This is a genomic window from Hydrogenophaga intermedia (assembly GCF_000723405.1).
Classification (GTDB): domain Bacteria; phylum Pseudomonadota; class Gammaproteobacteria; order Burkholderiales; family Burkholderiaceae_C; genus Hydrogenophaga; species Hydrogenophaga intermedia.
The window spans coordinates 1-23,696 of the sequence record NZ_CCAE010000065.1; the positions used below are offsets into that span (position 1 = coordinate 1).

Genomic DNA, 23,696 nt, shown 5'->3' on the forward strand with positions numbered 1-23,696 from the left:
CCCCCCCCCCCCCCACCCCCACCGAACAAGCCCCCCGCCCCCCGGCCCCGGGGCGCGCCCCCCCTGGGGCGGGGCCGCCAGCGATTGACCATCGCCACCAGCGACAGCATTACCGGCACTTCCACCAGCACGCCCACGACCGTGGCCAGGGCCGCGCCGGAGTGCAGGCCGAACAGCGAGATGGCCACGGCCACGGCCAGCTCGAAAAAGTTGGAGGTACCGATCAGGCACGCAGGCCCGGCCACGTCATGCGGCAGCTTCAGCCAGCGCGCGCCCCACCAGCCCAGGAAGAAGATGCCGTAGGTCTGGATCAGCAGCGGCACGGCGATCAACGCGATGACCAGCGGCTGCGCGAGGAGGGTGTCGGCCTGGAAGCCGAACAGCAGCACCACCGTGCCCAGCAGCCCGGCGATGGACCAGGGCTTGAGCCGCGCGACCAGCGCGGCCAGCGCCGCCGGCCCGCGCCGCAGCAGCCGTGTGCGGGTGATCACCCCCGCCGCCAGCGGCAGCACCACGTACAACACGGTGGACAGCAGCAGCGTGGACCAGGGCACCGTCACGTCGGTCACACCCAACAGGAAGGCCGCGATGGGTGCGAAGGCCACGACCATGACCAGGTCGTTCACCGACACCTGCACCAGCGTGTAGTTCGGGTCGCCGCGCACCAGCTGGCTCCACACGAACACCATGGCCGTGCACGGCGCCACGCCGAGCAGGATCATGCCGGCGATGTACTCGCTGGCCGAGGCCGGGTCCACCCAGGGCGCGAACAGGTGCTGGAAGAACAGCACGCCCAGCGCGGCCATGGTGAAGGGCTTGACCAGCCAGTTGATGACCAGGGTGAGCGCCAGGCCTTGCGGGCGGCGGCGCACCTCGCGCACGGCGCCCCAGTCCACCTGCACCATCATCGGATAGATCATCACCCAGATGAGCGCGGCCACCACCAGGTTGACGTGCGCGAATTCCAGCGCCGCCACTTGCGCGAAGGCCGATGGCGCGGCGCTGCCGAGCGCCACGCCGGCACCGATGGCCAGCGCCACCCACAGGCTGAGCCAGCGTTCGAAGAGGCCCATCAGGCGGCCCCTTCCGTTGCCGGAGCGGACTTGTCCGCCACACCGATGTGGCGCAACTCCTTCTGCAGCGACAGGGTGTCCAGCTTGCCCAGCGGCAAGGACATGAGGATCGTGATGCGCCGACTCAACACCAGGAAGGCGTCGTTGAAGGCCTGGCGGCGGCGTTCCTCGCTGCCGGTCACGGCGGCCGGGTCTTCCACGCCCCAGTGGGCCGACATGGGCTGGCCGGGCCACACGGGGCAGGTTTCGCCCGCGGCCGAGTCGCACACGGTGAGCACGAAATCCATCACCGGCGCGCCGGGCAGCGCGAACTCGTCCCAGCTCTTGCTGCGCAGCGTGGAGGTGTCGTAGCGATGGCGCTGCAGCAGCTCCAGCGCCATCGGGTGGGGTTGTCCGGCGGGTTGGCTGCCCGCGCTGAAGGCGCGAAAGCGCCGGCCGCCGAGCTGATTGAGCACCGCCTCGGCCATCAGGCTACGCGCGGAATTGCCCGTGCAGACGAAGAGGACGTTGTAGGGTCGCGTTTCCATGGTGATCCTTTCAGCACGTGGTGCAGGTGCCGGGTGAGGTGAGTTCGCAAGGCTGGCCTTCGCAGCAGTGCTCGGTGAGGTAACCCAGCAGGCTGTTCATTCGCGCGAAATCCGCCCGGTAGATGAGGTGGCGGCCGTCGCGCTCTTGCGAGATGAGGCCGGCGCGGTGCAGCTCCTTCAGGTGGAAGGACAGCGTGGTTGCGCTCGCCTCGAGTTGCTCGGCGAGGCCGGTGGGCGTCAGGCCCTCGGGCCCGGCCTGCACCAGCGCGCGAAAGGCGCGCAGGCGCGTGGACTGGGCCAGGGCGGCCAGCGCGGTGATGGCATCGGGTTCGTCCATGGAGGGCTCTTGGCGGAATGTTTCCATATTTCGACAATCATTGAATTATAGAAAGGCGGATATGACGGTAGCAAGACAGAACCACTGCCCGGTCCGAACCGTGGGTTCGTCATGGTGTCGTCGCTCGATCGTCACGCCACCGTCGCGCCACGTTCATAGCCTGCGCGCATCGCCACCACCCCACGGCAGGCCCATGACCCAGGTCGATCTCATCTACTTCAACGCCGGCGGCGGCCACCGCGCCTCCGCCCTGGCCCTGCAGGGCGTGCTGAACGAACTGCAACTGCCCTGGAACGTGCGCCTGGTCAACCTGTTCGAGGTGATCGACCCCTCGCAGAACTTCCGCCGCCTCACGGGCAACGCGCCGGAGGACTGGTACAACCGCCGCCTTGCGCGCGGCTGGACCCTGGGCATGTCGCAGGAGCTCAAGCTGCTGCAGGCGCTCATTCGCCTGACGCACCCCACGCTGGTGCGCAAGCTGCATGCGCACTGGCGCGCCACGCAGCCCAACCTGGTGGTCTCGCTCATCCCCAACTTCAACCGCGCCCTGTTCCAGAGCCTGGCGCAGGCGCGCCCCGGCGTGCCCTACGCCACCGTGCTCACCGACCTGGCCGACCACCCGCCGCGCTTCTGGATCGAGCGCGGCCAGCGCCAGCATTTCATCTGCGGCACGCCGCGCGCACGCGCCCAGGCGCTGGCCGCCGGCCATGCGCCGCAGCGCGTGCACAGCACCAGCGGCATGATCCTGCGACCCGACTTCTACCGCCCGCCCGTGGCCGATCGCGCGGCCGAGCGCGCGCGCCTGGGCCTGGACCCGCAGCAGCCCACCGGACTGGTGCTGTTCGGCGGCCACGGCTCGCGCGCCATGCTGGGCATCGCGCGGCGCCTGCCCGACGTGCCGCTCGTCCTCATGTGCGGCCACAACCAGGCCCTGGCGCGTGCCCTGGCCGAGGTGCCCGCGCGCGCGCCGCGCCACATCGTGGGCTTCACCTCCGACGTGCCGCGCTACATGGACCTGGCCGACTTCTTCATCGGCAAGCCGGGTCCCGGCAGCGTGAGCGAGGCATTGCAGCGCGGCTTGCCGGTGGTGGTGTCCGACAACGCCTGGACCATGCCGCAGGAGCGCTACAACGCCACCTGGATTCGCGAGCGCGGCGTGGGCCTGGCCTACCGCAGCGCCAGCGGCGTGGCCCCGGCCGTGGCCGAGCTGCTGGCCGACCTGCCCGCCTGGCGCGAGCGGGCGAGCGCCCACCACAACCGCGCGCTGTACGAAGTGCCTCAGATCCTGGCGGGCATCCTGCGCGGGGCAAGGCAAGGCACGGGGCAGCCGCTGGCGGACGAACTCGTGTCCTGAAAAAGTGTGCGTCGGTCTGACCGGCGGTCAGATCGGCGGAGTCGGCGTGGGGTGGAACGCACGCGACCGGGTGCTTCCTGCGGGCGAGGTTTGTTCGTGGACTGACGCGGCGCTTACAGTTGCGTCTGTTTCACCTTACTGCCCCCGGAGATCCGATGCCCCGCCGCGTGATGATGGTCGACGACAGCGACAGCGACTTGCTGTTCACCCGGCTGGCGCTGCAGCGCTGCGGCGTGCCCTGCGAGGTGCTGGGCTTCGAACGCGCCGAAGAGGCGCTGGCCCACCTGGCCGCGTCGCCCGACCATGGCGTGGACCTGATCCTGCTCGACATCAACATGCCGGTGATGGATGGTTTTGCCTTCCTGGAGGCCTTCGAGTCGCTGCCGCTGGCGCACCGGGGCAGCGCCGTGGTGGCCATGCTGTCGTCTTCGGCCGATCCGGCCGACCGCACGCGGGCGGGCCGTTTCAGCAGCGTCAAGGGCTACCTGACCAAGCCGCTGGGCAAGGCCGAAGCCGCCGCCGTGCTCCAGGACGTGAATTGAGAAGCACCCCCGCCGCGCTTCGCGGCTGTTGCACGCTGGTCGAATAGCCCGGGGTAAACCCTTCATTTCCCCGGTCGCGCGCCGAGATCACTCGTTAGCATGCCGTGCGTGCGCCGCCTGGTGCGGTGCCCGCGGGTGAAACATCGCCGCTCAACGGGGCCCGACGGCCCGAAGGACATCGTTTTTGGACAAGGTCGGTCAAGCGGCGCCGCACCGCTGGTCTTGGGGGCTGTGGTTCGCCGGCGTGCTGTTGTGCGCGGCGGCGGCCGCCGGCTGGACGCACGCCGAGCGAAGCGAACGCGCGCAGGAACGCCTGCAGGCGGAGGCGACCCAGCTCACCCAGCGCCTGCAGGAGCGCCTGCGCCAGATCGAATACGGACTGCGCGGGGCGCGTGGCGCCGTCATGGCCGCAGGTGGCGAGGCCGTCACGCGCCAGGGCTTCGAGGCCTATGTGTCCACGCGCGACCTGGCGCGCGAATTCCCCGGCGCTCACGGCTTCGGCTTCGTGCGCCGCGTCGGCGTGGCGGACAGGGACGCCTTCCTGGCGCGCGCGCGCGCCGAAGGGCCGGACGACTTCCGTGTGCGCACCCTCGACCCGAACGCGGGCGAGGCCTACGTCACGCAGTACATCCAGCCGATGGCCGACAACGTCCACGCGTTGGGCCTGGACCTGGCCTCGGAGCCCCAGCGCCGCGCCGCCGCGCAGGCCGCGGCGCGCGAAGGTCGCGCGCAATTGAGTGCGCCGCTCACCCTGGTGCAGGCCAGTGGCCAGCCGGGCGGCGGCCTGCTGTTCCTGCTGCCCGTGTACCGCGGTGCCGACCCGGGCCCCGGCGTCGAGCGGCGCTGGCAGGACACCATCGGCTGGGTCGTGGCGCCACTGATCGCCGAAGAATTGATGGCCGGCATCGCGCCGGTACCACGCGAGATCGCTGTCACGCTCGGCGATGGTTCCCACGTGCTGTTCGACGGCCGCGACCCGGCCGGTGGCCCCGTGCTCGCCGGTGTGGACGCCCCCCTGTCGGCCCATGGGCGCGACTGGACCTTGCGTCTGCAGGGCACGCGCGCCCTGTTCGACCAACTGCCCGGTCCCACGCCGCTGGGGGCGGCGGCCATCGTTGGCGTGGTGGGCCTGGCGATCGCGGGCCTGATGATGCTGGCGCGGCGCTCGCGCCTGGCAGCGGCCTGGATCGCCGCACCCGGGCGGGCCGCCCGCGCGCCGCTGGGTCCGCTGGACTTCCTGCGAAGTCGCCTGCTGCGCCGTGGCGTCCTCGTCGGGACCGTGCTGGCGGTGCTCGGCCTGGCGGTGAGCTACCACGCCGACTTCAACAAGGCGATGGACCAGTCTCAGCGTGAGCTGGAGGCGGCGGCCAAAGGCTTCGCCGACAGCACGCAGTCGCAGCGCGGCTTTCGCCGCAAGTCGGTGCAGTTCCTGGGCAGCACGCCGCCCGTGCAGGGCCTGGTGCGCGCCCTGGAAAACGGCGGCGTCGATCCCGAGGACGGCTCCACCGAGGCGCAATGGACCATCCGGCTGCAGCAGACCTTTGCCGGCTACCTCGGCACCACCGCCGATGTGTTTCGGGTGAGCCTGCTGCGCACCGGGCCGAATGCGCGCGAGTGGGTGCGCGTGGAGCGCAACGGACTGAACGTGGAAGCCGTGCCCCCAGAGCGGCTGCCGCCCACGCTAGACCCAAGCGAGGTCGGCGACACGCGCTGGGCCGCACCGGGGCTGGTGTTCGTGCACGACATGGTGCTGCATCGCGAGAACGGCGTGGTGGTGACGCCGCGCCGGGCGGTGGCGCGCTACGCCACGCCGGTGTTCGATTCGCGCGGCGAGCTCTTCGGGCTGGTGGTCGTGCATGTCGATCTGGAGCGCGCGGTGGTGCAGTTTCCCGCGCGCTCGCCGACGGGCGCGTTCCTGGTGCTTACCAACGCCGCCGGCGACTACCTGCGCCACCCCCAGCGTGAGCGTGAGTACGGCTTCGACACCGGGCAGCGCCTGCGCTGGCAGGACGAGTACCTGCCGGTCGACCCCTACCGCGGCGGCGGCCCGCCGCGCTGGCAGGGCCCGCAGGGTCTGGCCCTGGTGGGCCAGACCGAGCTGCGCGGCAACCCCGACACCGACGTCGGCCTGCTGCGTTTTCTCGTCGTCATGCCGCAGGACCACGTGGCCGCGCTGGCGCGCGCAGCGGTGGTGCGGCAACTGCCGCTGGTGCTGCTGGCCCTGCTGATTGGCCTGGCCGTCATCTACCTGTACTGGGTCAATGGCAGCCGGCGCGACGAGGTGCGGCGCCAGCGTCTGCGTCTGGCGGCCATCGTCGAGCAGACGCGCGATGCCATCATCGGCCTCGACCCGGACGGCCGTGTGACCTCGTGGAACCGGGGCGCGCAGGCGCTCTTCGGCTACAGCGCCGAGGAGGCCGCCGGCCAGACCATCGAAACGCTGCTGGTGCCCACCGACGACGAAGGCGCCCAGGTGCAGGCCCACAGCGACGACGGCGCGGGCGAGACACCGCGCATGGAGCGCTGGCTGCGCACGCGCAGCGGCCAGCGCGTGGAGGTGGCCATCACGCTCTCGCCCATTCTCGACGCCGGTGGCGAACCGGTGGGCACCGCGGCCATCGTGCGCGACATCACCGACGAACGCGCGGCGCAGCGCGAGGTGGTGGAGCTCAACACCAGCCTGGAACAGCTCGTGCGCGAGCGCACCGCCAGCCTCTCGCGCGAGCGCGAGCGCGAGCGCCTGCAGAACATCCTGCGTGGCACCAACGCCGGCACCTGGGAATGGAACGTGCAGACCGGCGAGCGCCTGTACAACGCGCGCTACGCCGAGATGCTGGGCTTCACGCTCGACGAACTCACCGCCATGGGACCGGGCGCCTGGCAGGAACTCATCCACCCCGACGACCTGGAACGCTCGCGCGACGTGCTGCGCCGCCACTTCCTGGGGGACAACGCCCAGTACGAATGCGAGGTGCGGCTGCGTCACCGCAACGGCCACTGGGTGTGGATCCTGGACCGCGGGCGCGTGAACAGCTGGACGGAAGACGGCGAGCCGCAGTGGATGTACGGCACGCACCGCGACATCACCGCGGCCAAGGAAGCGCAGCAGCGCCTGGCCGCCAGCGAGGCGCTGCTCAACCGCACTGGCCGCGTGGCCGGCGTGGGGGGCTGGCAGTTCGACGTGGCCGACGGCACCGTGGTGTGGACGCCGCAGATGTACGCCATCCACGAGGTCGGTATCGAGTTCGCGCTCGACCCGGTCACCCCGCTGAGCTTCTACGAGGGCGACCCCAGGCGCGAGCTGCTCGACGCGCTGCGCGCCGCGCGCAAGCGAGCCGAGCCCTTCGACATCGAGCTTCCGTTTCGCTCCGCCAAGGGCCGCGAGCTGCGCGTGCGCGTGGTCGGCGAGCCGGTGCAGGATTTCGACGGCAAGGTGCTGCAGATCGTCGGCGCCATGCAGGACGTGACCGATCGCCACCTCATGCAGGCCGAGCTGATGCGCGTGAACGCGCTGCAGCACAGCATCCTGGAGAACATGCCCTGCGCCATCAGCGCCTTCGACGCCGAGCTGCGGCTGGTGGCCTGGAACAGCCAGTTCGTGCGCCTTCTGGAGCTGGACGCCCTGTTCGCGCGCGGCGTGCCTTCGTTCGAAGACATCCTTCGCTTCAACGCGCGCCGCGGCGAGTACGGCGCCATCGACGTCGAGCCCACCATCGAGCGCATGCTGGCGAACGCGCGCAACCCCACACCGCACCGCTTCGAGCGCGTGCGCCCTGACGGCACGCCGCTGGAAATCCGCGGCACACCCATGCCCGGCGGCGGCTTCGTCACCACCTACATGGACATGACGGAGCGCAAACGCGCCGAGCAGAGCATTGCGCGCAGCGAGACGCTGCTGCGCGGCGCCATCGATTCCGTGGACGAGGCCTTCGTGCTCTACGACCCGGACGATCGCCTGCTGCTGTGCAATGAGAAGTACCGCCGCCTGTTCGCGCATGTGGCCGATGTGCTCACGCCCGGTACGCCGTTCGAGACCATCATCCGCACCAGCTTCCAGCGCGGGCAGATCCTGGACACCGGCGCCGACACCGAGGCCTGGGTGGCGCAGCGCCTGGCCCAGCACCGCGCGGGCAACAGCGTCTTCATCCAGCGACTGCGCAGCGGCCGCGTGGTGCGCATGATGGAAAACCGCATGCCCGATGGCCACATCGCCGGCTTCTGCATCGACATCACTGACCTGGTGCACGCCACCGAGGCCGCCGAGGCCGCGTCCCGCGCCAAGGGCGAGTTCCTGGCCAACATGAGCCACGAGATCCGCACGCCGCTGCACGCCGTCATCGGCCTGTCGCACCTGCTGGGCGACACGCCGCTCACGGTGCGTCAGCAGCAACTGCTGTCCAAGTCGCAGATGGCCAGTCAGTCGCTGCTGGGCATCGTCAACGACGTGCTCGACCTCGCCAAGATCGAGGCCGGCGCCTTCACCCTGGAGGACGCCCCCTTCGAGCCGGCCGTGCTGCTGGCCGAATTGGACGCCGTGTTTCGCCAGCAGGCGGAGGCCAAGCGGCTCGCGCTCAGCGTGCGCGCCGCGCCCGAGCTGCCGCGCCAGGTGCGCGGCGACGCGCTGCGCCTGCGCCAGGTGTTCACCAACCTGCTGGGCAACGCGCTGAAGTTCACCGCCCGCGGCGAGGTCGACGTCAGCCTGGGTCTGCTCTCGCGCGAGGGAGACACCGTGCGCCTGCGCGGCGAGGTGCGCGACAGCGGCGAAGGCATCGCGCCCGAGGTGCAGGCGCGTCTGTTCATGCCGTTCTCGCAGGCCGACGCCTCGACTTCGCGCCGCCACGGCGGCACCGGGCTGGGCCTGTCCATCGTGCGCCACCTGGTGGAGATGATGGGCGGGCGCATCGGTGTGGACAGCGCGCCCGGCGAAGGCAGCCTGTTCTGGTTCGAGGTGAACCTGCGCGAAGCCGCGGCCGCCGAGCCCCTGACGGCGCCCAGCGGCGCGCTGGAGGTGCTCGTCATCGACGACGTGTCCGCCGAGCGCCAGGCCCTGGTGGACATGGCGCGCGCCTTCGGCTGGCGCACGGAGGCCTGTGAATCGGGCGAGGCCATGCTCAACTGGATCGACCAGCGCCTGGCCGCCGGCCAGCCGCTGCCCGACGCCATGCTGGTCGACTGGCAACTGCCGGGCATGAACGGCCTGCAGTCGCTGGCCGCGCTGGCCGATCGCCACGGCCTGCTGCGCATGCCCGCCGCACTGATGGTCTCCGCCAGCGACCGCGAACGCGTCGCGCGCGAGGACCACCTGCGCCTGGCCGACGACATCCTCACCAAGCCGGTCAACGCCTCGGTGCTGTTCAACGCCGTGAACCAGGGCGTGGTGGCGCGCCATGGGCACAGCCGGCGCGTGCTCGACGCGCAACGCCAGACCGCGCCCGCGTCGGCGCGGCGCCTGGCGGGCACGCGCGTGCTGGTGGTGGACGACAGCGACATCAACCAGGAGATCGCGCAGCACATGCTGCAGCGCGAAGGCGCGCACGTCTTCCTCGCCAGCAACGGCCGCGAAGCCCTGGCCCTGCTGCGCGACGGCCCGCACTTCGACGTGGTGCTCATGGACGTGCAGATGCCCGAGATGGACGGCCTGCAGGCCACGCGCGAGCTGCGCGCCGACGACAACCTGTGCCACCTGCCGGTGGTGGCCCTGACGGCCGGCGCGCTGGCCGAGGAGCGGCGCCGCGCGCTGGACGCCGGCATGGACCACTTCCTCACCAAGCCGATTGACCCGGACCAGTTGCTCGAGGTGACGGTGCAGGCGCTGGCCCGCCGTGGCGTGGTCACGGCTCCCGCGCCCTTGATGGACGAGCTGCCCGCCGCGCCGATCGACGGCGGCGCCAGCGCCTGGCCCGAGATCGATGGCATTGATGGTGCTCAGGCGCGCCGCCGCCTGGGCGGTGACGTGGCGCTGCTGCGCCGCAGCCTGCGCCGCCTGTTCGACGAATTCGCGCCGCTGGCCGAGGAAACGCTGCCCACCGCGCTGGAGCCGGCTGCTCGCCAGCAACTGGCCGCGCGCGTGCACAAGCTGCGCGGCGCCGCCGGCCTGATCGACGCCGTGGTCCTGCACCGCCAGTCGGGCGTGGTGGAAAACGGCTTGCGCGACGGGCAACCGGTGCAGGCACTGCAGTCGCCCTGGCGCGAACTGCAGGCCAGCCTGCGCCGCCTGCAACTGGCCGCGGCGGGCTGGCTGGCCCAGGCCAGCGGCGCTGAGAGCGCCGACAGCACCGAGCCGCCCGCCGACGACGAGGCGCTGCGCCGCCTGCACGAGCTGTTGGCGCGCCACGACCTCGACGCGCTGAGCCTGTTCGATACCCACGGCGCCGCGTTGCGCCGACGCCTGGGCGAGGCGCGCGCCAGCGAACTGGAAAACCACATCGGCGCGCTCGACTTCGCGGCCGCCGCCGGGCTGTTGCAACGGGAGCTCACCCCATGACCGGCCACGACCTGATCGACGCCGTGCTGCCCGACATCCTGATCGTCGACGACGACCCGGGCATGGTGCAGGTGCTGGCCAAGGCACTGCGGCCCCTGGGTCGGCTGCGCTTCGCCATGCATGGGCAGGACGCGCTGGAGCGCATCGCCAGCGCCGTGCCCGACATCGTGCTGCTCGACGCGCAGATGCCCGGCCTCTCGGGCTTCGACGTGCTCGACGCCATCAAGGCCAACCCCGCCCTGGCCGACCTGCCGGTGATCATGGTCACCAGCCACGCCGAGGCCGATTTCGAGCAGGCCGGCCTGGAGCGCGGCGCGGCCGACTTCATCGCCAAGCCCATCCACCCCCCCGTGGTGCAGGCGCGCGTGCGCACCCAGCTTCGTCTGAAGCAGGCCAACGATCAGCTCAAGCAGATGTCGGCCGCCGACCGCCAGAACCTGGCGGTGGCGCGGGAGGACCTGAGCGACAGCCACGCCCGCCTGCAGCGCACCGCCGACGAACTGCGCCTGGCCAACGAAAGCCTGGTGCAGTTCGTGCGCATCGCCTCGCACGACCTGCGCGAACCGCTCAACACCATCGCGCAGTTCGTGGGCCTGATCGACGAGGACCATGGCGCACAACTGCCGCCTGATGCGCAGCGCTACATGCGCCTGGTGCTGCGCGCCAGCGCGCGCATGCGCACCCTGCTCGACGATGTGGTGCGCTACGCGCGGCTGCAGGCCGGCGAGACCGACGAGCCCGCGCCGGTGCCGCTGGACCGCGTCATGACCGAGCTGCGCGACGCGCTGGCCGCGCGGATCGCCGAGACCGGGGCCGAGCTGCGCATCGACCCGCTGCCGGTGGTGATGGGCCAGGCCAGCCTGCTGTCGCTGCTGTTCCAGAACCTGCTCACCAACGCACTGAAGTTCGTGCCGCGCAACCGCACGCCCCAGGTGCGCGTGAGCGCCTGCGTGCTGGATGGCCGGGTGAAGGTGTCCATCAGCGACAACGGCATCGGCATCGCCCCCGAGCACGTGAGCCGCCTGTTCCAGCCGTTCCAGCGCCTTAACCTCAAGAGCGAGTACGAGGGCACGGGGCTGGGCCTGGCGGTGGCGCGCCAGATCGCCGAGGCGCACGGCGGCAGCATCGGCGTGCGCTCCAACGCCGAGCAGGGGGTGGTGTTCGAGGTGCTGCTGCCGCTCGATGGCTGATTTCTGTGTCAAAACGTGACAAACTCGGCCGATAACCGGGGCAGACACGGAATCGGGGCATGAACGAACAGGGTGGCCAACTCGCAAGAACCTGGCCGGCGCGCTGGTGGCGGGCCGGTTGCGTTGCATGTCTTGTCGTGCTCGCCGGCTGCGCCGAGGTGCCGCAAGCCCCGCTGGCCGTGGGCATGAACGCCTGGGTGGGCTTCGATCCGCTGGTTCTGGCACGCGACCGGGGCCTGGTGGATCCCGACCAGGTGAAGGTGGTGGAACTGGCCTCGGGCACCGAGGTTCAGCGCGCGCTCAACAACGGCCTGCTCGACGCCGCGGCGATCACGCTGGACGAGACCTTGCGCCTGGTGGACGCCGGCTTCGACCTGCGCATCGTGGCCCTGCTGGCGGCCTCACATGGCGCCGATGTGGTGGTGGCGCGGCCCGATATTCGCTCGCCGCGCGACCTGCGCGGCGAATTCGTGGCGGTGGAGGACAGCTCGGGTGGCGCGCTCATGCTGCAGCGCCTGCTGGGCAAGACCGGGCTCACGCGCGGCGACATCCGCGTGGTGAACCTGGAGGTGGGCGGCCACCTCGACGCCTTGCGCGACGGGCGTGTGGCTGCGGCGGTGAGCTACACGCCGGTCTCGGCGCCGTTGATCGCCGCCGGTTTCCTGCCCATTTTCAGCAGCCGCGGCATCCCGGGCGAGGTGATTGACGTGCTGGTGGTGCGCACCGAGGTGCTGCGCGAACGGCCCGAGGCGGTGGATGAGCTGTTGCGGGCCTGGGACCGCGGCCTGCAGGCGCTGCGCGCCGACACCACGCGCGCCGCCTCCACCCTCTCTCGCGGCACCGAGCTGAGCACCATCGACTACGTGGGCGCGTTCAAGGACGTGGAGTTCATGGGCCTGCAGACCTCGCTGCGCCAGCTCACCGGGCCCTCGGTCGAAGTCGATGCCAAGGCGCGCGCGGTCGGTGGCGCGCTCATGGACGTCGGCCTGTTGCGGCGCATGCCCCTGCTCGTGGAGCTGGTGGACACCTCGGCCCTCAAGCGTGTGCTCGGCGCGCCGGGGCATTCATGATCGGACCTGCCGCCCGCTGGATGCCACCGGGCCGCTGGCTCGTGCCCCTGCTTCTGGCGCTGTTCGCGTTGCTGACGGCGGGCACCAAGTACGTCGTGGGCGTGCGCCAGCTCGACACCGAAGTGACGCAGGCCGAGACCCGGCGCCTGCGCGAACGCCTCACCGTGGAGCAGAGCCGCCTGAACCTGCAGGCCGATCCGTCCAGCCTGTCCTTCGTGCGCGGGGTGATCGGTGGCATGGGCCTGTACAAAGGCATGCGCGCGGCCTTCCTGCTGCAGCCGGGCGGGCGGGTTCAGGCCTCGCTCACGCGCTCGGACATCGGCCGCGACTTCGCCGAGGTGGTGGCCGGGCGCCCCGAGTTCGCCTACCTCGACACACTGCCCCGTGGTGCGTTGGACCCGCTGGCCATCGTGCCGCGCTACCGCGCCGGCAGCCACGAACTGGTGGGCGCGGTGCCCCTGAGCAACGGCCGCCGCCTGGTGGTGGTGGTCGACATCACGGTGCCACTGGCGCAGCGCCACGCCCTGCTGCGCCAGGAGATGCTGCGCGAGACGGTGCTGCTGCTGGCGCTCGCCGGCGTGCTCGGGCTGGTGCTGCACTTCGTGTGGTTCCGCCGCGCCGAGCACCTGGCCCGCGCGCTCACCGACATGGGCGAAGGCCGCCTGCAGGTGCGCACCGGCCTGCAGGGCTTCGACGAACTCGCCCTCATCGGCCGCGCGGCCGACCGCATGGCCGAGCGCCTGCAGCACGACCAGCGTCGCCTGCAGCACCTGAGCGCGCTGGTCGATCGATCCCCGGCCGTGGTGATCGAAGGGACCAACGTGCCCGGCTGGCCCATGACCTACCTCAGCCCCACCGTGGCGCAATGGGGCCACCAGGCCGAGGCGCTGCTGTGCGGCGACATCGACTGGGATGAACTCGTGCATCCCGACGATCTGCAGCGCATGAACGCCGAGATCGACACGCACCTGGCCGCCGGCATCACCGAGTACCGGCAGGAATACCGGCTGCGCCGCGCCGACGGGCACTGGGTCTGGATCGAAGACCGCACCTCGATCACGCTGCGCCCCGACGGCAGCATGGACACCATGAGCGGCATCCTGCTCGACATCACTGCGCAGAAGGAGGCGCAGCTGGCGCTGCGCGAACAGAAGGGCCTGCTGGAGCAGGCCGAGGGCCTGGCCGGCCTGGGCAGTTGGCGCTTCGACATGGGCGACGGGCGCGTCTGGTGGTCGGAGCAGATGTTCCGCAACATCGGCCGCGACCCGGCGCGGGGCCCGCCACCCACACTCGAGGGCTACCTCGATTGCCTGCACCCCGATGACCGCGTGCGGGTCCAGGACTTCATGCGCTTCTCGTCCATTGGCGAGGGCGTGTCGCATGCCGAGTTCCGCCGCCACCCCGAGCTGGGCGAGGAGCGCTGGTTCCGCGCCAGCGTGGAGCGCCACCACGGCCCCGACGGCGGTGCCTGGCGCTACGCCGGCACCTTGCTGGACATCACCGCGCTCAAGCAGGCCCAACTGGCGCTGCAGCGAACCAACGCCGACCTGGAACACCGCGTGCGCGAGCGCACCGAGCAGCTCAGCGCCGCCAACCGCGAACTGGAGGCCTTCAGCTACACCGTGTCGCACGACCTCAAGGCGCCGTTGCGCGGTATCGACGGCTACAGCCAGTTGCTGGAGGAAGAGGCCGGCCCGGCGCTGGACGAGGAAGCGCGAGGCTTCGTCAAGCGCATCCGCCGGGGCGTGAAGCAGATGGGCGAGCTCATCAATGACCTGCTGGACTACTCGCGCATGGAGCGCCGGGCCATGGACCTGCAGCCGCTGGACCTGTACGCCACGGTGCAGCGCGTGCTGGACGAGTTCGGCGCCGATATCGACCGCAGCCGCGCGGAGGTGCGTCTGGCGCTGGCGCCCCTGCGCCTGCGCCTGGACCGCGAGGGCATGTCCGTGGTGCTGCGCAACCTGGTGGGCAATGCGCTGAAGTTCGCCCACCCGGGGCGCCCGCCCTGCATCGAGATCGGCGCGGGTCTGTCGGCCGGGGGCCAGCGTGTCTGGGTGCGCGACCACGGCGTGGGCTTCGACATGAAATACCACGACCGCATCTTCGGCATCTTCCAGCGCCTGCAGCGCGCCGAGGACTACCCCGGCACCGGTGTCGGCCTGGCCCTGGTGGCCAAGGCCGTGCAGCGCATGGGCGGCCGCGTCTGGGCCGAGAGCGTGCCGGGGCAAGGCACCACCTTCTTTCTGGAGTTCCCGGAATGAACAATGACCCCCACGCTCCGCCGCTTCGCGGGTCGCTGCCTCCCATCCTGCTGGTCGAAGACAACCCCATGGACCTGGACCTCACGCTGCGCGCCTTCAGCAAGCGCCAGTTCGCCAACGAGATCCAGATCGCACGCGACGGCGAGGAGGCCCTGGCCTGGCTGCCGCGCTGGGCGGCGGGCGAGCCCATGCCTGCCGTCATCCTGCTGGACATCAACCTGCCGCGCATGACCGGCCTGGAGGTGCTGCAGGCCTTCAAGCGCGACGAGCGTGCGCGCCGCATCCCCGTGGTGGTACTCACGTCCTCCCGGGATGACCGCGACCTCGGGAAGGCCTACGATCTGGGCGTGAACTCGTACATCGAAAAACCGGTCAGCTTCAACAAGTTCATGGAAGTCGCCGGGCACATCGAGCTGTACTGGTGCTTGTTCAACGAGCGCCCCTACCGGCCCTGAGGCCGCCGGGGAACGGAAGGAAACAACCATGTTGCGCGTCCTCATCCCCATCGACGGAACCAAGGCCTCCATGGCCGCCGTGCGGCACGTGCTCGCCTTGGTGGGCACTGGCCTGCGTGCGCGCTGCGTGCTGGCCAACGTACAGGCCAGCGCCAACCTGTACGAGGTGGTGGTGGCGCGCGACCCGGCGGTGCTGGACCGCGTGGCCGAAGAGGCCGGGCGCGAACTGCTCAAGCCCGCGCTGCAACTGCTCAACGCCGCCGGCGTGGGCGCCGAGGTGGAGGTGGTGCACCAGGGCGACGTGGCCCCGGCCTTGCTCGACCTGGCCGACCGCCATGGTGTGGACATCATCGTGGTGGGCGCCGATGCCCCGGGCCTGGCCGACCGTGTGCTGGGCTCGGTCACGTTGGACCTGGTGCAGAACGCGCGCGTGCCGGTGACGGTGGTGCGGGTGGGGGACTGAGCGCCCCCGAACCGCCCGTCGCGGCGCCACCAATCCCCGGAAAAGCCCCTCAAGTCCCTGCCAATTCGGCCGATAGGGATGTCAGAACGCCCGGCTTGTCCCTGCCTGGCGACCGACATCATTGGGGGTGCCCATGATCCCGTCCAACCCGACTTCTTCCGTTTCCTGGTCCTCCACGGCCGCACCCGTGGCCGCTTCCGTGCCCGCCGTGGTGGCGGTGGCGCCGTCGGCCCCTGCCGCGCGCGACACCCAGGCCAGTCTGGAGCAAGGGCCCGGCCGGCAGCCGAAAGCCCCGGCGCGCCCGGCGGTGGACACCGCGCCGGGCGAGCCCGTGCGCAAGGCCGCCGACCTCGCCCTGCAGCGCCAGGCCGAGGTGGAATTGCGCGCCCAGGAACTGGAACGCGTGCGCCAGCGCCAGGAGGTGCAGCGCGAGACCGTGGAACAACTGCGCCAGACCCTGCGCCAGGTGTGGGACGCGAGCGCGAGCGTGGTGGAGCAGGCGCTGCAGCGCGAGGCCGAAGCGGGCCGTGCGCAGGACGCCGTGAGCGCGGCCCGTTCGAAATCGCTCGACGTGTACGAAGGCCCGGCCGCGGCGCGCGACCCGGCGGGCAGCCATGTGAGCCAGCGGGTCTGACCCCGCCGCTGGCGCGCCTCAGGCTGGCCGCCAGCCCTTCAGACCGCGGCAGCCCCCTCCAGCGAGAGGTGGGCAAAGGCCGGCAAAGCCGCGAGGGTATCGCGGACATCGTCGCGCAAGGCGTGGCGCAGCGGCTCCAGCGCGCGTACATCTCCGGCCGTGCCGGCCTTCTCGATCCGCGCGGCCACATTGGCCAGGGCCTTGAGGCCCAGCAGCATGGATGAGCCCTTGAGCCGGTGCGCGTGGTACACGACCTGCGCGACGTCTTCCGATTTCAGGGCCGCCTGCAACTCGGGCACGGTGGCCTCGGCGCCTTCGAACAGCATGTCCAGCAATTCCACCAGTGTCTCGCGCGGCATCATCGCGGCGAGCTGACCGTAGATGTCGGCATCGATCAGTTGGTGAGGCTCACGGGTCGACACCCGCGGCAGCAGGTGCAAGGGCGCCGGCTGGGTGTCGGCGGCTTCGCCGAACAGGCCGCAGCGGCGCAGCGCGCGCCGCAGGTCGGCCTCCTGCAGCGGTTTGGGTGCGAACTGCGTGACACCGGCCTCGGTGGCGAGCTTGCGCGTGTCGTTGACCACGTCGGCCGTGACCATGATGACGGGAATCGCGCCCGCGTCGCCGGGCAGGGCGCGGATCTCGCGGGTGGCGGCAATGCCATCGAGCACCGGCATGTGGTAGTCGAGCACGACGGCGTCGAAGCGCTCTCGGTGGAGCAACTGCAGCGCCTCGAAGCCGTTTTCGCAGAACATCGCCTCATGCCCCATGCGCTCGATCAGCAGGTTGAGGTATTTCAGGTTGACCGGGTGGTCCTCGGCCACGAGCAGGCGAAGGCGCCGCATCGGCGCATGGCTTTGGCGCTCCTCCCAGGCCTTGTCGTCCTCGAAGGGCACGCGCGACGCGGCATCGGCGGGGGCCTGGGTGCGTGGCAGGCTGAGTGTGACCACGAACACCGACCCCTGGCCAGGCTGGCTGGACACCGTGATGTCCCCGCCCATCATGCGCGCCAGCGTGCGCGATATCTCCAGGCCCAGTCCTGATCCGCCCACGCGGCGGCGCAGCGAGTTGTCGGCCTGGTAGAAGCGCGTGAACAACTGGCCCACGGTGGCCGCATCCATTCCGATGCCGGTGTCCTGCACGGTCATGCGGATGCCGTCGGGCAGCGAGTCGTCGGGCTCGACGATGGCCTCGATGCTGCCCCTGGCGGTGAACTTCACCGCGTTGTTGACGAGGTTGAGCAGGATCTGCCGCACGCGCGTGCCGTCGGCCGTGACCCAGCCGGGCAGGCGTTCGTCGCACAGACAGCTCAGGGTGACGCCCTTGTCCCGCGCCAGCGGCTCGAGCAGGCTCACCACCTCATGGGCCATGGCGGGCAGGTTCAGCGCCGCGGGCGACAGCTTCAACGTGCCGGACTCGATGGTGGACACGTCGAGGATGTCGTTGACCACGCTGAGCAGGTGCTGGGCCGAATCCGAGGCGGTTTGCACGAAGTCGCGCTGCTGGGCGCTCAGGCGTGTGTCCTCCAGCAGCTTGAGCATGCCCAGCACGCCCTGGAAGGGGGTGCGGATTTCGTGGCTCATGTTGGCCAGAAACACGCTCTTGGCATGGTTCGCGGCTTCGGCCTGGTCGCGTGCGCTGACCAACTCCTCGCTCAAGCCCTGCAGCTTGGCGTACTGGCGCGACTGCTGGCGAATGTGCCGGACCAGCAAGGCCACGAACATCAGCATCGCGACCACCTGAACGGCGGCCAGGCCAATGAGCAACAAACTCTGTTGCCGCAGTTGCCCGTTGCGCTCGTCCACGAAGCGTGCCACGGCACGGTTCGCTTCGCGCGTGAGTTCGGACAGCTTGGGCTGGAGCGCGTCCACCCGTTCGTCCAGGACCTTGAGGTCGTCGACGCGCTGAAGGAGCGTGTCGGGTGCCGCGAACAGCGGTTCCGCCACCCGCTCCATGGCATCGATCTCCTCGAGCAAGGGCGCAAACCCCGACCAGGCCTCCAGCAGGTCGCGTCGCGGAATGTCCGTCAAGAGTTTGACGCGGCTGAGGAATATCTCGTGGCGTTCGACCAGGTCGTCACTCAGCACATCCGCCGACCGGTGAATGGCCTCATCCAGCACGGTATCGAAGCGCGACAGCTCGCGCTCGAGTTGATAGGCCTGCCACATGATCGAGTCGACCTGGCGAAGCTCGGTGTCTTGCAGTTTCTGCCACTGGCGCCACTGGATGAGGCCCAGTGGCGTGAGCGTCAGGATCAGCAAGGCCATGATCATCAGGGTCCATTGCCGCGGGCCCCAGGCGGCAAAGCCCTTGGGCGGCGTGTTCATTCGATGCTCATGCGCTTGAGTTGCCAGATCGAGCGCTCGTAGTAGGTCGACGTGCGCAGCTCGGCCTTGCTGTCGAAGGGGTAGACCACGAACAGGGGGCCCTTGTCGCGCACCGCCATCGGCTGGTCGTCGAGCAGCCGGGCGACGATCACGCCGTGTGCCTTCGCATCGGCGACGGGGATGCGGATGGTGTAGTCGTTGATGGCGGTGGCGTGGATCGTCGTGCCTTTGGCCTTCACCGCCGCCAGCAGGTCGGACAGCAGCGGGCCGGTGAACTTCACCGGACGGTCGTACCAGGGGGGTGCGCGTGGTGAAGCTGTGCTGGGGCAGTGCTTCCAGCATGCCCATGTCGAACACGGCGTCCTTGCCCTTGTTCGTCTGGCCGAGCTGGCCGCTGACCGTGAGGACCGTGCGGCCCGTGGGCTCGGGCAGGCCGTCGGCCAGGGCGGACGCGCAGACGGCGGCCAGCGAGACGGACAGGCCAAAACGGAGCGCCGCGCGGCGCCCGAGGGATGCGAGAGTGGACATGGTGGCTCCGAAAGGTGCGTTGGCGTCAGATGCGGTGACGCACACCGGCCGGTGCGTTCGCGAGGCGGGCCAACACCGCCGGCGCGATCTGGTTGAGCGGCAGCACCTCGTGCGCCGCGCCGTGTTGAATCGCCACGCGTGGCATGCCGAACACCACGCAGCTGGCCTCGTCCTGCACGTAGTTGTAGCTGCCGGCGTCCTTCATCTCGCGCATGGCGCTGGCGCCGTCGGCGCCCATGCCGGTGAGCATGATCCCGATGGCGTTGGGCCCGATCACGCGCGCGGCCGACTTGAACAGCACCTCCACCGAAGGGCGGTGGCGGTTCACGGGTTCTGTGTCCTCCACCACGGCCACGTAGTTGGAGCCGCTGCGGTCGATGCGCAGGTGGCGCCCGCCCGGGGCGATGTAGGCGTGGCCGGGCAGGATGCGCTGGCCGTCGCGCGCCTCGGCCACGCGGATCTTGCACAGCCCGTCCAGCCGCGTCGCGAAGCTGGTGGTGAACCCTGGGGGCATGTGCTGGGTGATGACGATCGCGGGCGCGTCGGCCGGCATGGGCACCAGCACCTCGCGAATGGCCTCGGTGCCGCCGGTGGAGGCGCCGATGCAGATGATTTTCTCGGTGGACACGCGCGGCAGCGGTGACGCGGGGCGCGCCGCCGCCGGCGCGTGAGCGGCGCTCGAGGCCGCTGTCGGGGCGGGCGCCGTCAGGCGGCGCACCTGCGCCGCTGCGGCCACGCGGATCTTGTCCACGATGTCGCCGGCCAGCTCGTTCAGTCCATGGCTCACGCCGATGCGCGGCTTGGCCACGAAATCGATCGCGCCCATCTCGAGCGCGCGCAGCGTGATCTCCGCGCCCTGTTCGGTCAGCGTGGACACCATGACCACCGGCATGGGCCGCAGGCGCATCAGGCGCGAGAGAAACTCCAGCCCGTCCATGCGCGGCATCTCCACGTCCAGCGTGATGACGTCGGGGTTGAGCTCGCGGATCATCTCGCGCGCCACCAGCGGGTCGCTCGCGGCGCCCACGCACTGCATGTCGTGCTGGCGGTTGATGATCTCGGCCAGCAGGCTGCGCACCAGCGCCGAATCGTCCACCACCACCACCCGTGTCTTGGCCATGGTGCCTCTCCTCAGAACAGATCGATGGAGCCGCCGGCGTTGGCCTTGGCGACCACGGCCGCGCTGCCCTTGCGTTCCTGCGTTTCCAGCGTTTCGGGTTGCGTGTGCGCCAGGCGCTTGACCATGGCCTTGCCCGTCACCGGGAAGAAGCACACCTTGCGCGGGTGAATGTCCAGCACGTCCCTGGACACCACCGCGATGCGTTCCGTCTGCAGGTAGTCGAGCACGAACTTGGTGTTGCGCTCGCCCACGTTCATGGTGGTGAAGCTGCTCATCACCGCGCCGCCGCCGAAGACCTTGGCCTGCATGGTCTCTCGCCGAGCGCCGAGCTTCATCATTTCGTTGATGAGCAATTCCATCGCGTACGAACCGTAGCGCCCGCCCGAGTCGCTGCCGCCTTCGGGCAGCATGAAGTGGTTCATGCCACCCACGCGGACCTTCGGGTCCCAGATGCAGGCGGCGATGCAGGAGCCCAGCACGGTCATGATGACCAGGTCCTCGGTGCCCACGTAATACTCGCCCGGCAACACCTTCACCGCGTCACTGCGGAAGTGCGGCTCGTGAAAGAAGAACGAAGCCTCGCCTGGCTTGGGTGTGCGCGCCTTGAGCTGGTCCACGCGCGAGACCACGCCGGCCGCCGGCGTCACGCGCGGCAGGCTCATGCTCGACAGCGGCTTGAGCGGCGCCAGTGGTGGGACGGGGATCAGGCTAGAGGCGCTCATAGACCGTCTTGCCGCGCAGCGCGAACAGGTGGCGCGCGTCGCTGAAGTTCTCGGCGTGGCCAACGAACAGCGTGCCGCCCGGGCGCATCACGCGGTGGATGCGCTCGAGCACCGCGCGCTGCGTGGCGGCGTCGAAGTAGATCATCACGTTGCGGCAGAACACCACGTCGAAGGTGTCGCGCAGCGGCAGCTCGTGAATCAGGTTCACCGGCTGGAAGCTCATGTGCTTCTGCAGCTCGGGCTTGACGCGCATCTGGCCCGCGTTGGCGCCCTTGCCGCGCAGGAAAAAGCGCTGCAGCCGCTCGGGCGAGAGGCCCTTGCCGCCGTCGGTCTTGTAGACGCCGCGCTGCGCGGTGGCCAGCACCTTGGTGTCGATGTCGCTGTTGACGATCTCGTAGCGGCCGTTGGTGCCCAGCGACTCGGCGCAGGTCATGGCGATGGAGTAGGGCTCTTCGCCGGTGGAGGCGGCCGCGCACCAGATGCGCCAGTCGTGCGCTGGCTTCGCGCGCAGCAACTGCGCCAACGCGTCGAAGTGGTGCGACTCACGGAAGAAGGCCGTGAGGTTGGTGGTGAGCGCGTTGATGAACTCCTGCCACTCGGGCCCGTCGTGGCCTTCCAGCCAATCGATGTAGCCCTTGAAGCTCGTGTGCCCGGTCTCGCGCAGCCGGCGCGAGACGCGGCTGTACACCATGGCGTGCTTGCCGTCGTGCAGGCTGATGCCCGCCTTCTTGTAGATCAGCGCCTTGATGCGCGTGAAGTCCGCGTCGGACCAGACGAACTCGCGGCCCTCGGCGACGGGGCCGTCCTCGGTCGCGACGAGCGCCGAGGAGGAACCGGGAAACACCGCGGAACCGGCTTTGCCGGGCCGCAGGTGTTGCCCCCCTGGGGGGGTGGCGCGCAGCGCCGCGGGGGGGTGCATGTTCAATGCCTTGAACGACGGACCAGGGCGGATGTGTCCAGGATCAGCGCCACCTTGCCATCACCCAGGATGGTGGCGCCTGACACGTTGGGCACCTTGCGGTAGTTGCTCTCCAGGTTCTTGATCACCACCTGTTGCTGGCCCAGCAGTTCGTCGACCATCAGCGCCACGCGCTGGCCTTCGGCCTCGACCACCACCATGATGGGGCTCGCGGCGCTGTGCTCGAAGCGCGGCACCGAGAAGATCTGCTCCAGTTCGGCCACCGGCATGTACTCCTCGCGCACCTTCACCACGCGGGCGTTCTGGCCCATGGTGTTGATGTCGCTGGGCTTGATCTGGAAGGACTCGATCACGCTGGCCAGCGGGAGGATGTAGACCTCGTCGCTCACGCGCACCGACATGCCGTCCATGATGGCCAGGGTGAGCGGCAGCCGCACCGAGACGCGCATGCCGTAGCCCTCGGCCGACTCGATCTCGACCGTGCCGCCCAGTGCGGTGATGTTCTTCTTGACCACGTCCATGCCCACGCCGCGGCCCGACACGTCGGTCACCTGGTCGGCGGTGGAGAAGCCCGGCGCGAAGATGAGGTTCCAGACCTCCGGGTCGCTCAGCGAATCGGGCGCGTCGATGCCCTTCTCGCGCGCCTTGCTCAGCAGCTTCTCGCGGGAGAGGCCCTTGCCGTCGTCGCGCACCTCGATGAGGATGCTGCCACCCTGGTGCGTGGCCGACAGGGTGATGGTGCCGGTCTCGTTCTTGCCCTTGGCGCGTCGCTCGTCGGGCATCTCGATGCCGTGGTCGCAGCTGTTGCGGATCAGGTGCGTCAACGGGTCGGTGATCTTCTCCACCAGGCCCTTGTCGAGTTCGGTGGACTCGCCCTGCGTGACCAGCTCGACCTTCTTGCCCAGCTTGGTCGCGAGGTCGCGCAGCATGCGCGGGAAGCGGTTGAACACCACCGACATGGGGATCATGCGGATCGACATCACGGCTTCCTGCAGGTCGCGCGTGTTGCGGTCCAGGTCGGCCAGGCCCGCCAGCAGCGGGTTGTTGGCGTTGTTGTTGTCCAGTTCGCGGCTCTTTTGCGCCAACATGGCCTGGGTGATCACGAGCTCGCCGACCAGGTTGATGAGTTGATCGACCTTGCTCACCGACACGCGCAGCGTGCTCGATTCCAGGCCCGCGCCCGTGGCGGCGGGGCCGGCCGCACCGGCCCGGGCTTCGGCGGCGCGGGTGTCGCGCGCGGCGGCGGCCGTGGCGTGCGCGCTGGGCGCGCCCGGCAGGCCCGGCGCGCCTTCGTAGAAGCCGTAGTCCTTGCCTTCGGTGGCCGGGGGCATGGGCACCTTGCCGTGCACCACGTCACCGGCGGGGTGGATCTGGATCTGCTCCTTGCTCACGTGGAAGGTGAACAGGTCCAGCAGTTCGTTGTCGCTGGCCGCGGTGCGTGCGCGGAACACACGTTTGCCGGGCTGGTCGCAGGGCAGGTTGGAGACCGTGCCCAGGCCGGGGATGTCGCGGAACAGCTCGGCGACGCCGTCGGCCAGCGCGATGTTGTCGAGCGGGCCGATGTGGATGTCGATCTCGCGTTCGCCCTTGGACGCGGGGCTGGCCGCGACGGGGGCCGGCTCGGGCGCGGCCACGGGGGCGGCCCGGGGCGCCTTCGCCCGGGTCCCCCGGACGGCGCGCGAATCACAAC

General features: G+C 70.2%; 18 protein-coding genes. 9 read left to right on the forward strand and 9 right to left on the reverse strand.

What is annotated here, in order from left to right; all coding sequences use genetic code 11:
* The 3 genes from arsB to BN948_RS22630 form a co-directional block, all read right to left on the reverse strand.
* A partial coding sequence (gene arsB, locus BN948_RS22620) for an ACR3 family arsenite efflux transporter (protein ID WP_156037852.1) occupies positions 1–1,073 on the reverse strand: 1,073 nt, incomplete at its 3' end.
* The gene (locus tag BN948_RS22625) at positions 1,073–1,600 is read right to left on the reverse strand and encodes an arsenate reductase ArsC (RefSeq protein WP_009519638.1); all 528 of its coding nucleotides are present in this window, start codon (positions 1,598–1,600) and stop codon (positions 1,073–1,075) included. The genes BN948_RS22625 and arsB, both read right to left, overlap by 1 nt.
* A 10-nt stretch (positions 1,601–1,610) precedes the next feature.
* Positions 1,611–1,937 carry an ArsR/SmtB family transcription factor gene (locus BN948_RS22630; RefSeq protein ID WP_009519639.1) on the reverse strand — a complete coding sequence of 109 codons (327 nt, stop codon included), beginning with the start codon at positions 1,935–1,937 and terminating at the stop codon, positions 1,611–1,613.
* Positions 1,938–2,130: 193 nt separating this feature from the next.
* Here BN948_RS22630 and BN948_RS22635 point away from each other — a divergent pair, with 193 nt between their 5' ends.
* From BN948_RS22635 to BN948_RS22675, 9 genes are all read left to right on the forward strand, one after another.
* On the forward strand, positions 2,131–3,291 hold the full coding sequence (locus tag BN948_RS22635; protein WP_009519640.1) for a glycosyltransferase family protein: 1,161 nt from the start codon (positions 2,131–2,133) through the stop codon (positions 3,289–3,291).
* Between the two features lie 155 nt (positions 3,292–3,446).
* The gene (locus BN948_RS22640; protein ID WP_009519641.1) at positions 3,447–3,833 is read left to right on the forward strand and encodes a response regulator; all 387 of its coding nucleotides are present in this window, start codon (positions 3,447–3,449) and stop codon (positions 3,831–3,833) included.
* A gap of 184 nt (positions 3,834–4,017) precedes the next feature.
* Positions 4,018–10,317 (forward strand): PAS-domain containing protein, encoded by a 6,300-nt coding sequence (locus BN948_RS22645; RefSeq protein ID WP_035624013.1) that lies wholly within the window; start codon positions 4,018–4,020, stop codon positions 10,315–10,317.
* Positions 10,314–11,507, forward strand: a complete 1,194-nt coding sequence (locus tag BN948_RS25875; RefSeq protein WP_009519643.1) for a sensor histidine kinase — start codon at positions 10,314–10,316, stop codon at positions 11,505–11,507. Before BN948_RS22645 ends, BN948_RS25875 begins: the two co-directional genes overlap by 4 nt.
* A gap of 59 nt (positions 11,508–11,566) precedes the next feature.
* Positions 11,567–12,577 carry an ABC transporter substrate-binding protein gene (locus BN948_RS22655; RefSeq protein WP_009519644.1) on the forward strand — a complete coding sequence of 337 codons (1,011 nt, stop codon included), beginning with the start codon at positions 11,567–11,569 and terminating at the stop codon, positions 12,575–12,577.
* On the forward strand, positions 12,574–14,841 hold the full coding sequence (locus tag BN948_RS22660; protein ID WP_009519645.1) for a PAS domain-containing protein: 2,268 nt from the start codon (positions 12,574–12,576) through the stop codon (positions 14,839–14,841). The genes BN948_RS22655 and BN948_RS22660 overlap by 4 nt, the downstream gene beginning before the upstream one ends.
* Positions 14,838–15,296, forward strand: a complete 459-nt coding sequence (locus tag BN948_RS22665; RefSeq protein ID WP_009519646.1) for a response regulator — start codon at positions 14,838–14,840, stop codon at positions 15,294–15,296. The genes BN948_RS22660 and BN948_RS22665 overlap by 4 nt, the downstream gene beginning before the upstream one ends.
* A 28-nt stretch (positions 15,297–15,324) precedes the next feature.
* Positions 15,325–15,759: a universal stress protein gene (locus BN948_RS22670; RefSeq protein ID WP_009519647.1), complete on the forward strand. Its 435-nt coding sequence runs from the start codon at positions 15,325–15,327 to the stop codon at positions 15,757–15,759.
* A 133-nt stretch (positions 15,760–15,892) separates the two neighbouring features.
* The gene (locus tag BN948_RS22675; RefSeq protein ID WP_009519648.1) at positions 15,893–16,393 is read left to right on the forward strand and encodes a hypothetical protein; all 501 of its coding nucleotides are present in this window, start codon (positions 15,893–15,895) and stop codon (positions 16,391–16,393) included.
* 38 nt (positions 16,394–16,431) lie between these two features.
* On the opposite strand, the gene BN948_RS22680 is transcribed toward BN948_RS22675, so the two are convergent.
* The 6 genes from BN948_RS22680 to BN948_RS22705 all read right to left on the reverse strand — a co-directional run.
* Positions 16,432–18,717: an ATP-binding protein gene (locus BN948_RS22680; RefSeq protein ID WP_009519649.1), complete on the reverse strand. Its 2,286-nt coding sequence runs from the start codon at positions 18,715–18,717 to the stop codon at positions 16,432–16,434.
* Entirely contained in the window at positions 18,714–18,998 is a 285-nt protein-coding gene (locus tag BN948_RS27380) for a putative pterin-binding protein (protein WP_009519650.1), read from the reverse strand. Before BN948_RS27380 ends, BN948_RS22680 begins: the two co-directional genes overlap by 4 nt.
* A 272-nt stretch (positions 18,999–19,270) precedes the next feature.
* The gene (locus tag BN948_RS22690) at positions 19,271–20,365 is read right to left on the reverse strand and encodes a protein-glutamate methylesterase/protein-glutamine glutaminase (RefSeq protein ID WP_009519651.1); all 1,095 of its coding nucleotides are present in this window, start codon (positions 20,363–20,365) and stop codon (positions 19,271–19,273) included.
* Between the two features lie 11 nt (positions 20,366–20,376).
* Entirely contained in the window at positions 20,377–21,087 is a 711-nt protein-coding gene (gene cheD, locus BN948_RS22695) for a chemoreceptor glutamine deamidase CheD (RefSeq protein ID WP_009519652.1), read from the reverse strand.
* Positions 21,074–22,006, reverse strand: coding sequence for a CheR family methyltransferase (locus BN948_RS22700; protein WP_009519653.1), 933 nt, complete (start codon positions 22,004–22,006; stop codon positions 21,074–21,076). Before BN948_RS22700 ends, cheD begins: the two co-directional genes overlap by 14 nt.
* A 2-nt stretch (positions 22,007–22,008) precedes the next feature.
* The coding region (locus BN948_RS22705; RefSeq protein ID WP_035624037.1) for a chemotaxis protein CheA at positions 22,009–23,696 on the reverse strand (1,688 nt) is incomplete at its 5' end.

Coding starts and splice junctions, on each gene's coding strand:
- BN948_RS22640 (WP_009519641.1), top strand. CDS start 3,447: ATGCCCCGCCGCGTGATGATGGTCGACGACAGCGACAGCGACTTGCTG.
- BN948_RS22700 (WP_009519653.1), bottom strand. CDS start 22,006: ATGCACCCCCCCGCGGCGCTGCGCGCCACCCCCCCAGGGGGGCAACAC.
- BN948_RS22675 (WP_009519648.1), top strand. CDS start 15,893: ATGATCCCGTCCAACCCGACTTCTTCCGTTTCCTGGTCCTCCACGGCC.
- BN948_RS22655 (WP_009519644.1), top strand. CDS start 11,567: ATGAACGAACAGGGTGGCCAACTCGCAAGAACCTGGCCGGCGCGCTGG.
- BN948_RS22630 (WP_009519639.1), bottom strand. CDS start 1,937: ATGGACGAACCCGATGCCATCACCGCGCTGGCCGCCCTGGCCCAGTCC.
- BN948_RS22660 (WP_009519645.1), top strand. CDS start 12,574: ATGATCGGACCTGCCGCCCGCTGGATGCCACCGGGCCGCTGGCTCGTG.
- BN948_RS22690 (WP_009519651.1), bottom strand. CDS start 20,365: ATGGCCAAGACACGGGTGGTGGTGGTGGACGATTCGGCGCTGGTGCGC.
- BN948_RS22680 (WP_009519649.1), bottom strand. CDS start 18,717: ATGAACACGCCGCCCAAGGGCTTTGCCGCCTGGGGCCCGCGGCAATGG.
- BN948_RS22670 (WP_009519647.1), top strand. CDS start 15,325: ATGTTGCGCGTCCTCATCCCCATCGACGGAACCAAGGCCTCCATGGCC.
- cheD (WP_009519652.1), bottom strand. CDS start 21,087: ATGAGCGCCTCTAGCCTGATCCCCGTCCCACCACTGGCGCCGCTCAAG.
- BN948_RS22625 (WP_009519638.1), bottom strand. CDS start 1,600: ATGGAAACGCGACCCTACAACGTCCTCTTCGTCTGCACGGGCAATTCC.
- BN948_RS22635 (WP_009519640.1), top strand. CDS start 2,131: ATGACCCAGGTCGATCTCATCTACTTCAACGCCGGCGGCGGCCACCGC.
- BN948_RS22665 (WP_009519646.1), top strand. CDS start 14,838: ATGAACAATGACCCCCACGCTCCGCCGCTTCGCGGGTCGCTGCCTCCC.
- BN948_RS25875 (WP_009519643.1), top strand. CDS start 10,314: ATGACCGGCCACGACCTGATCGACGCCGTGCTGCCCGACATCCTGATC.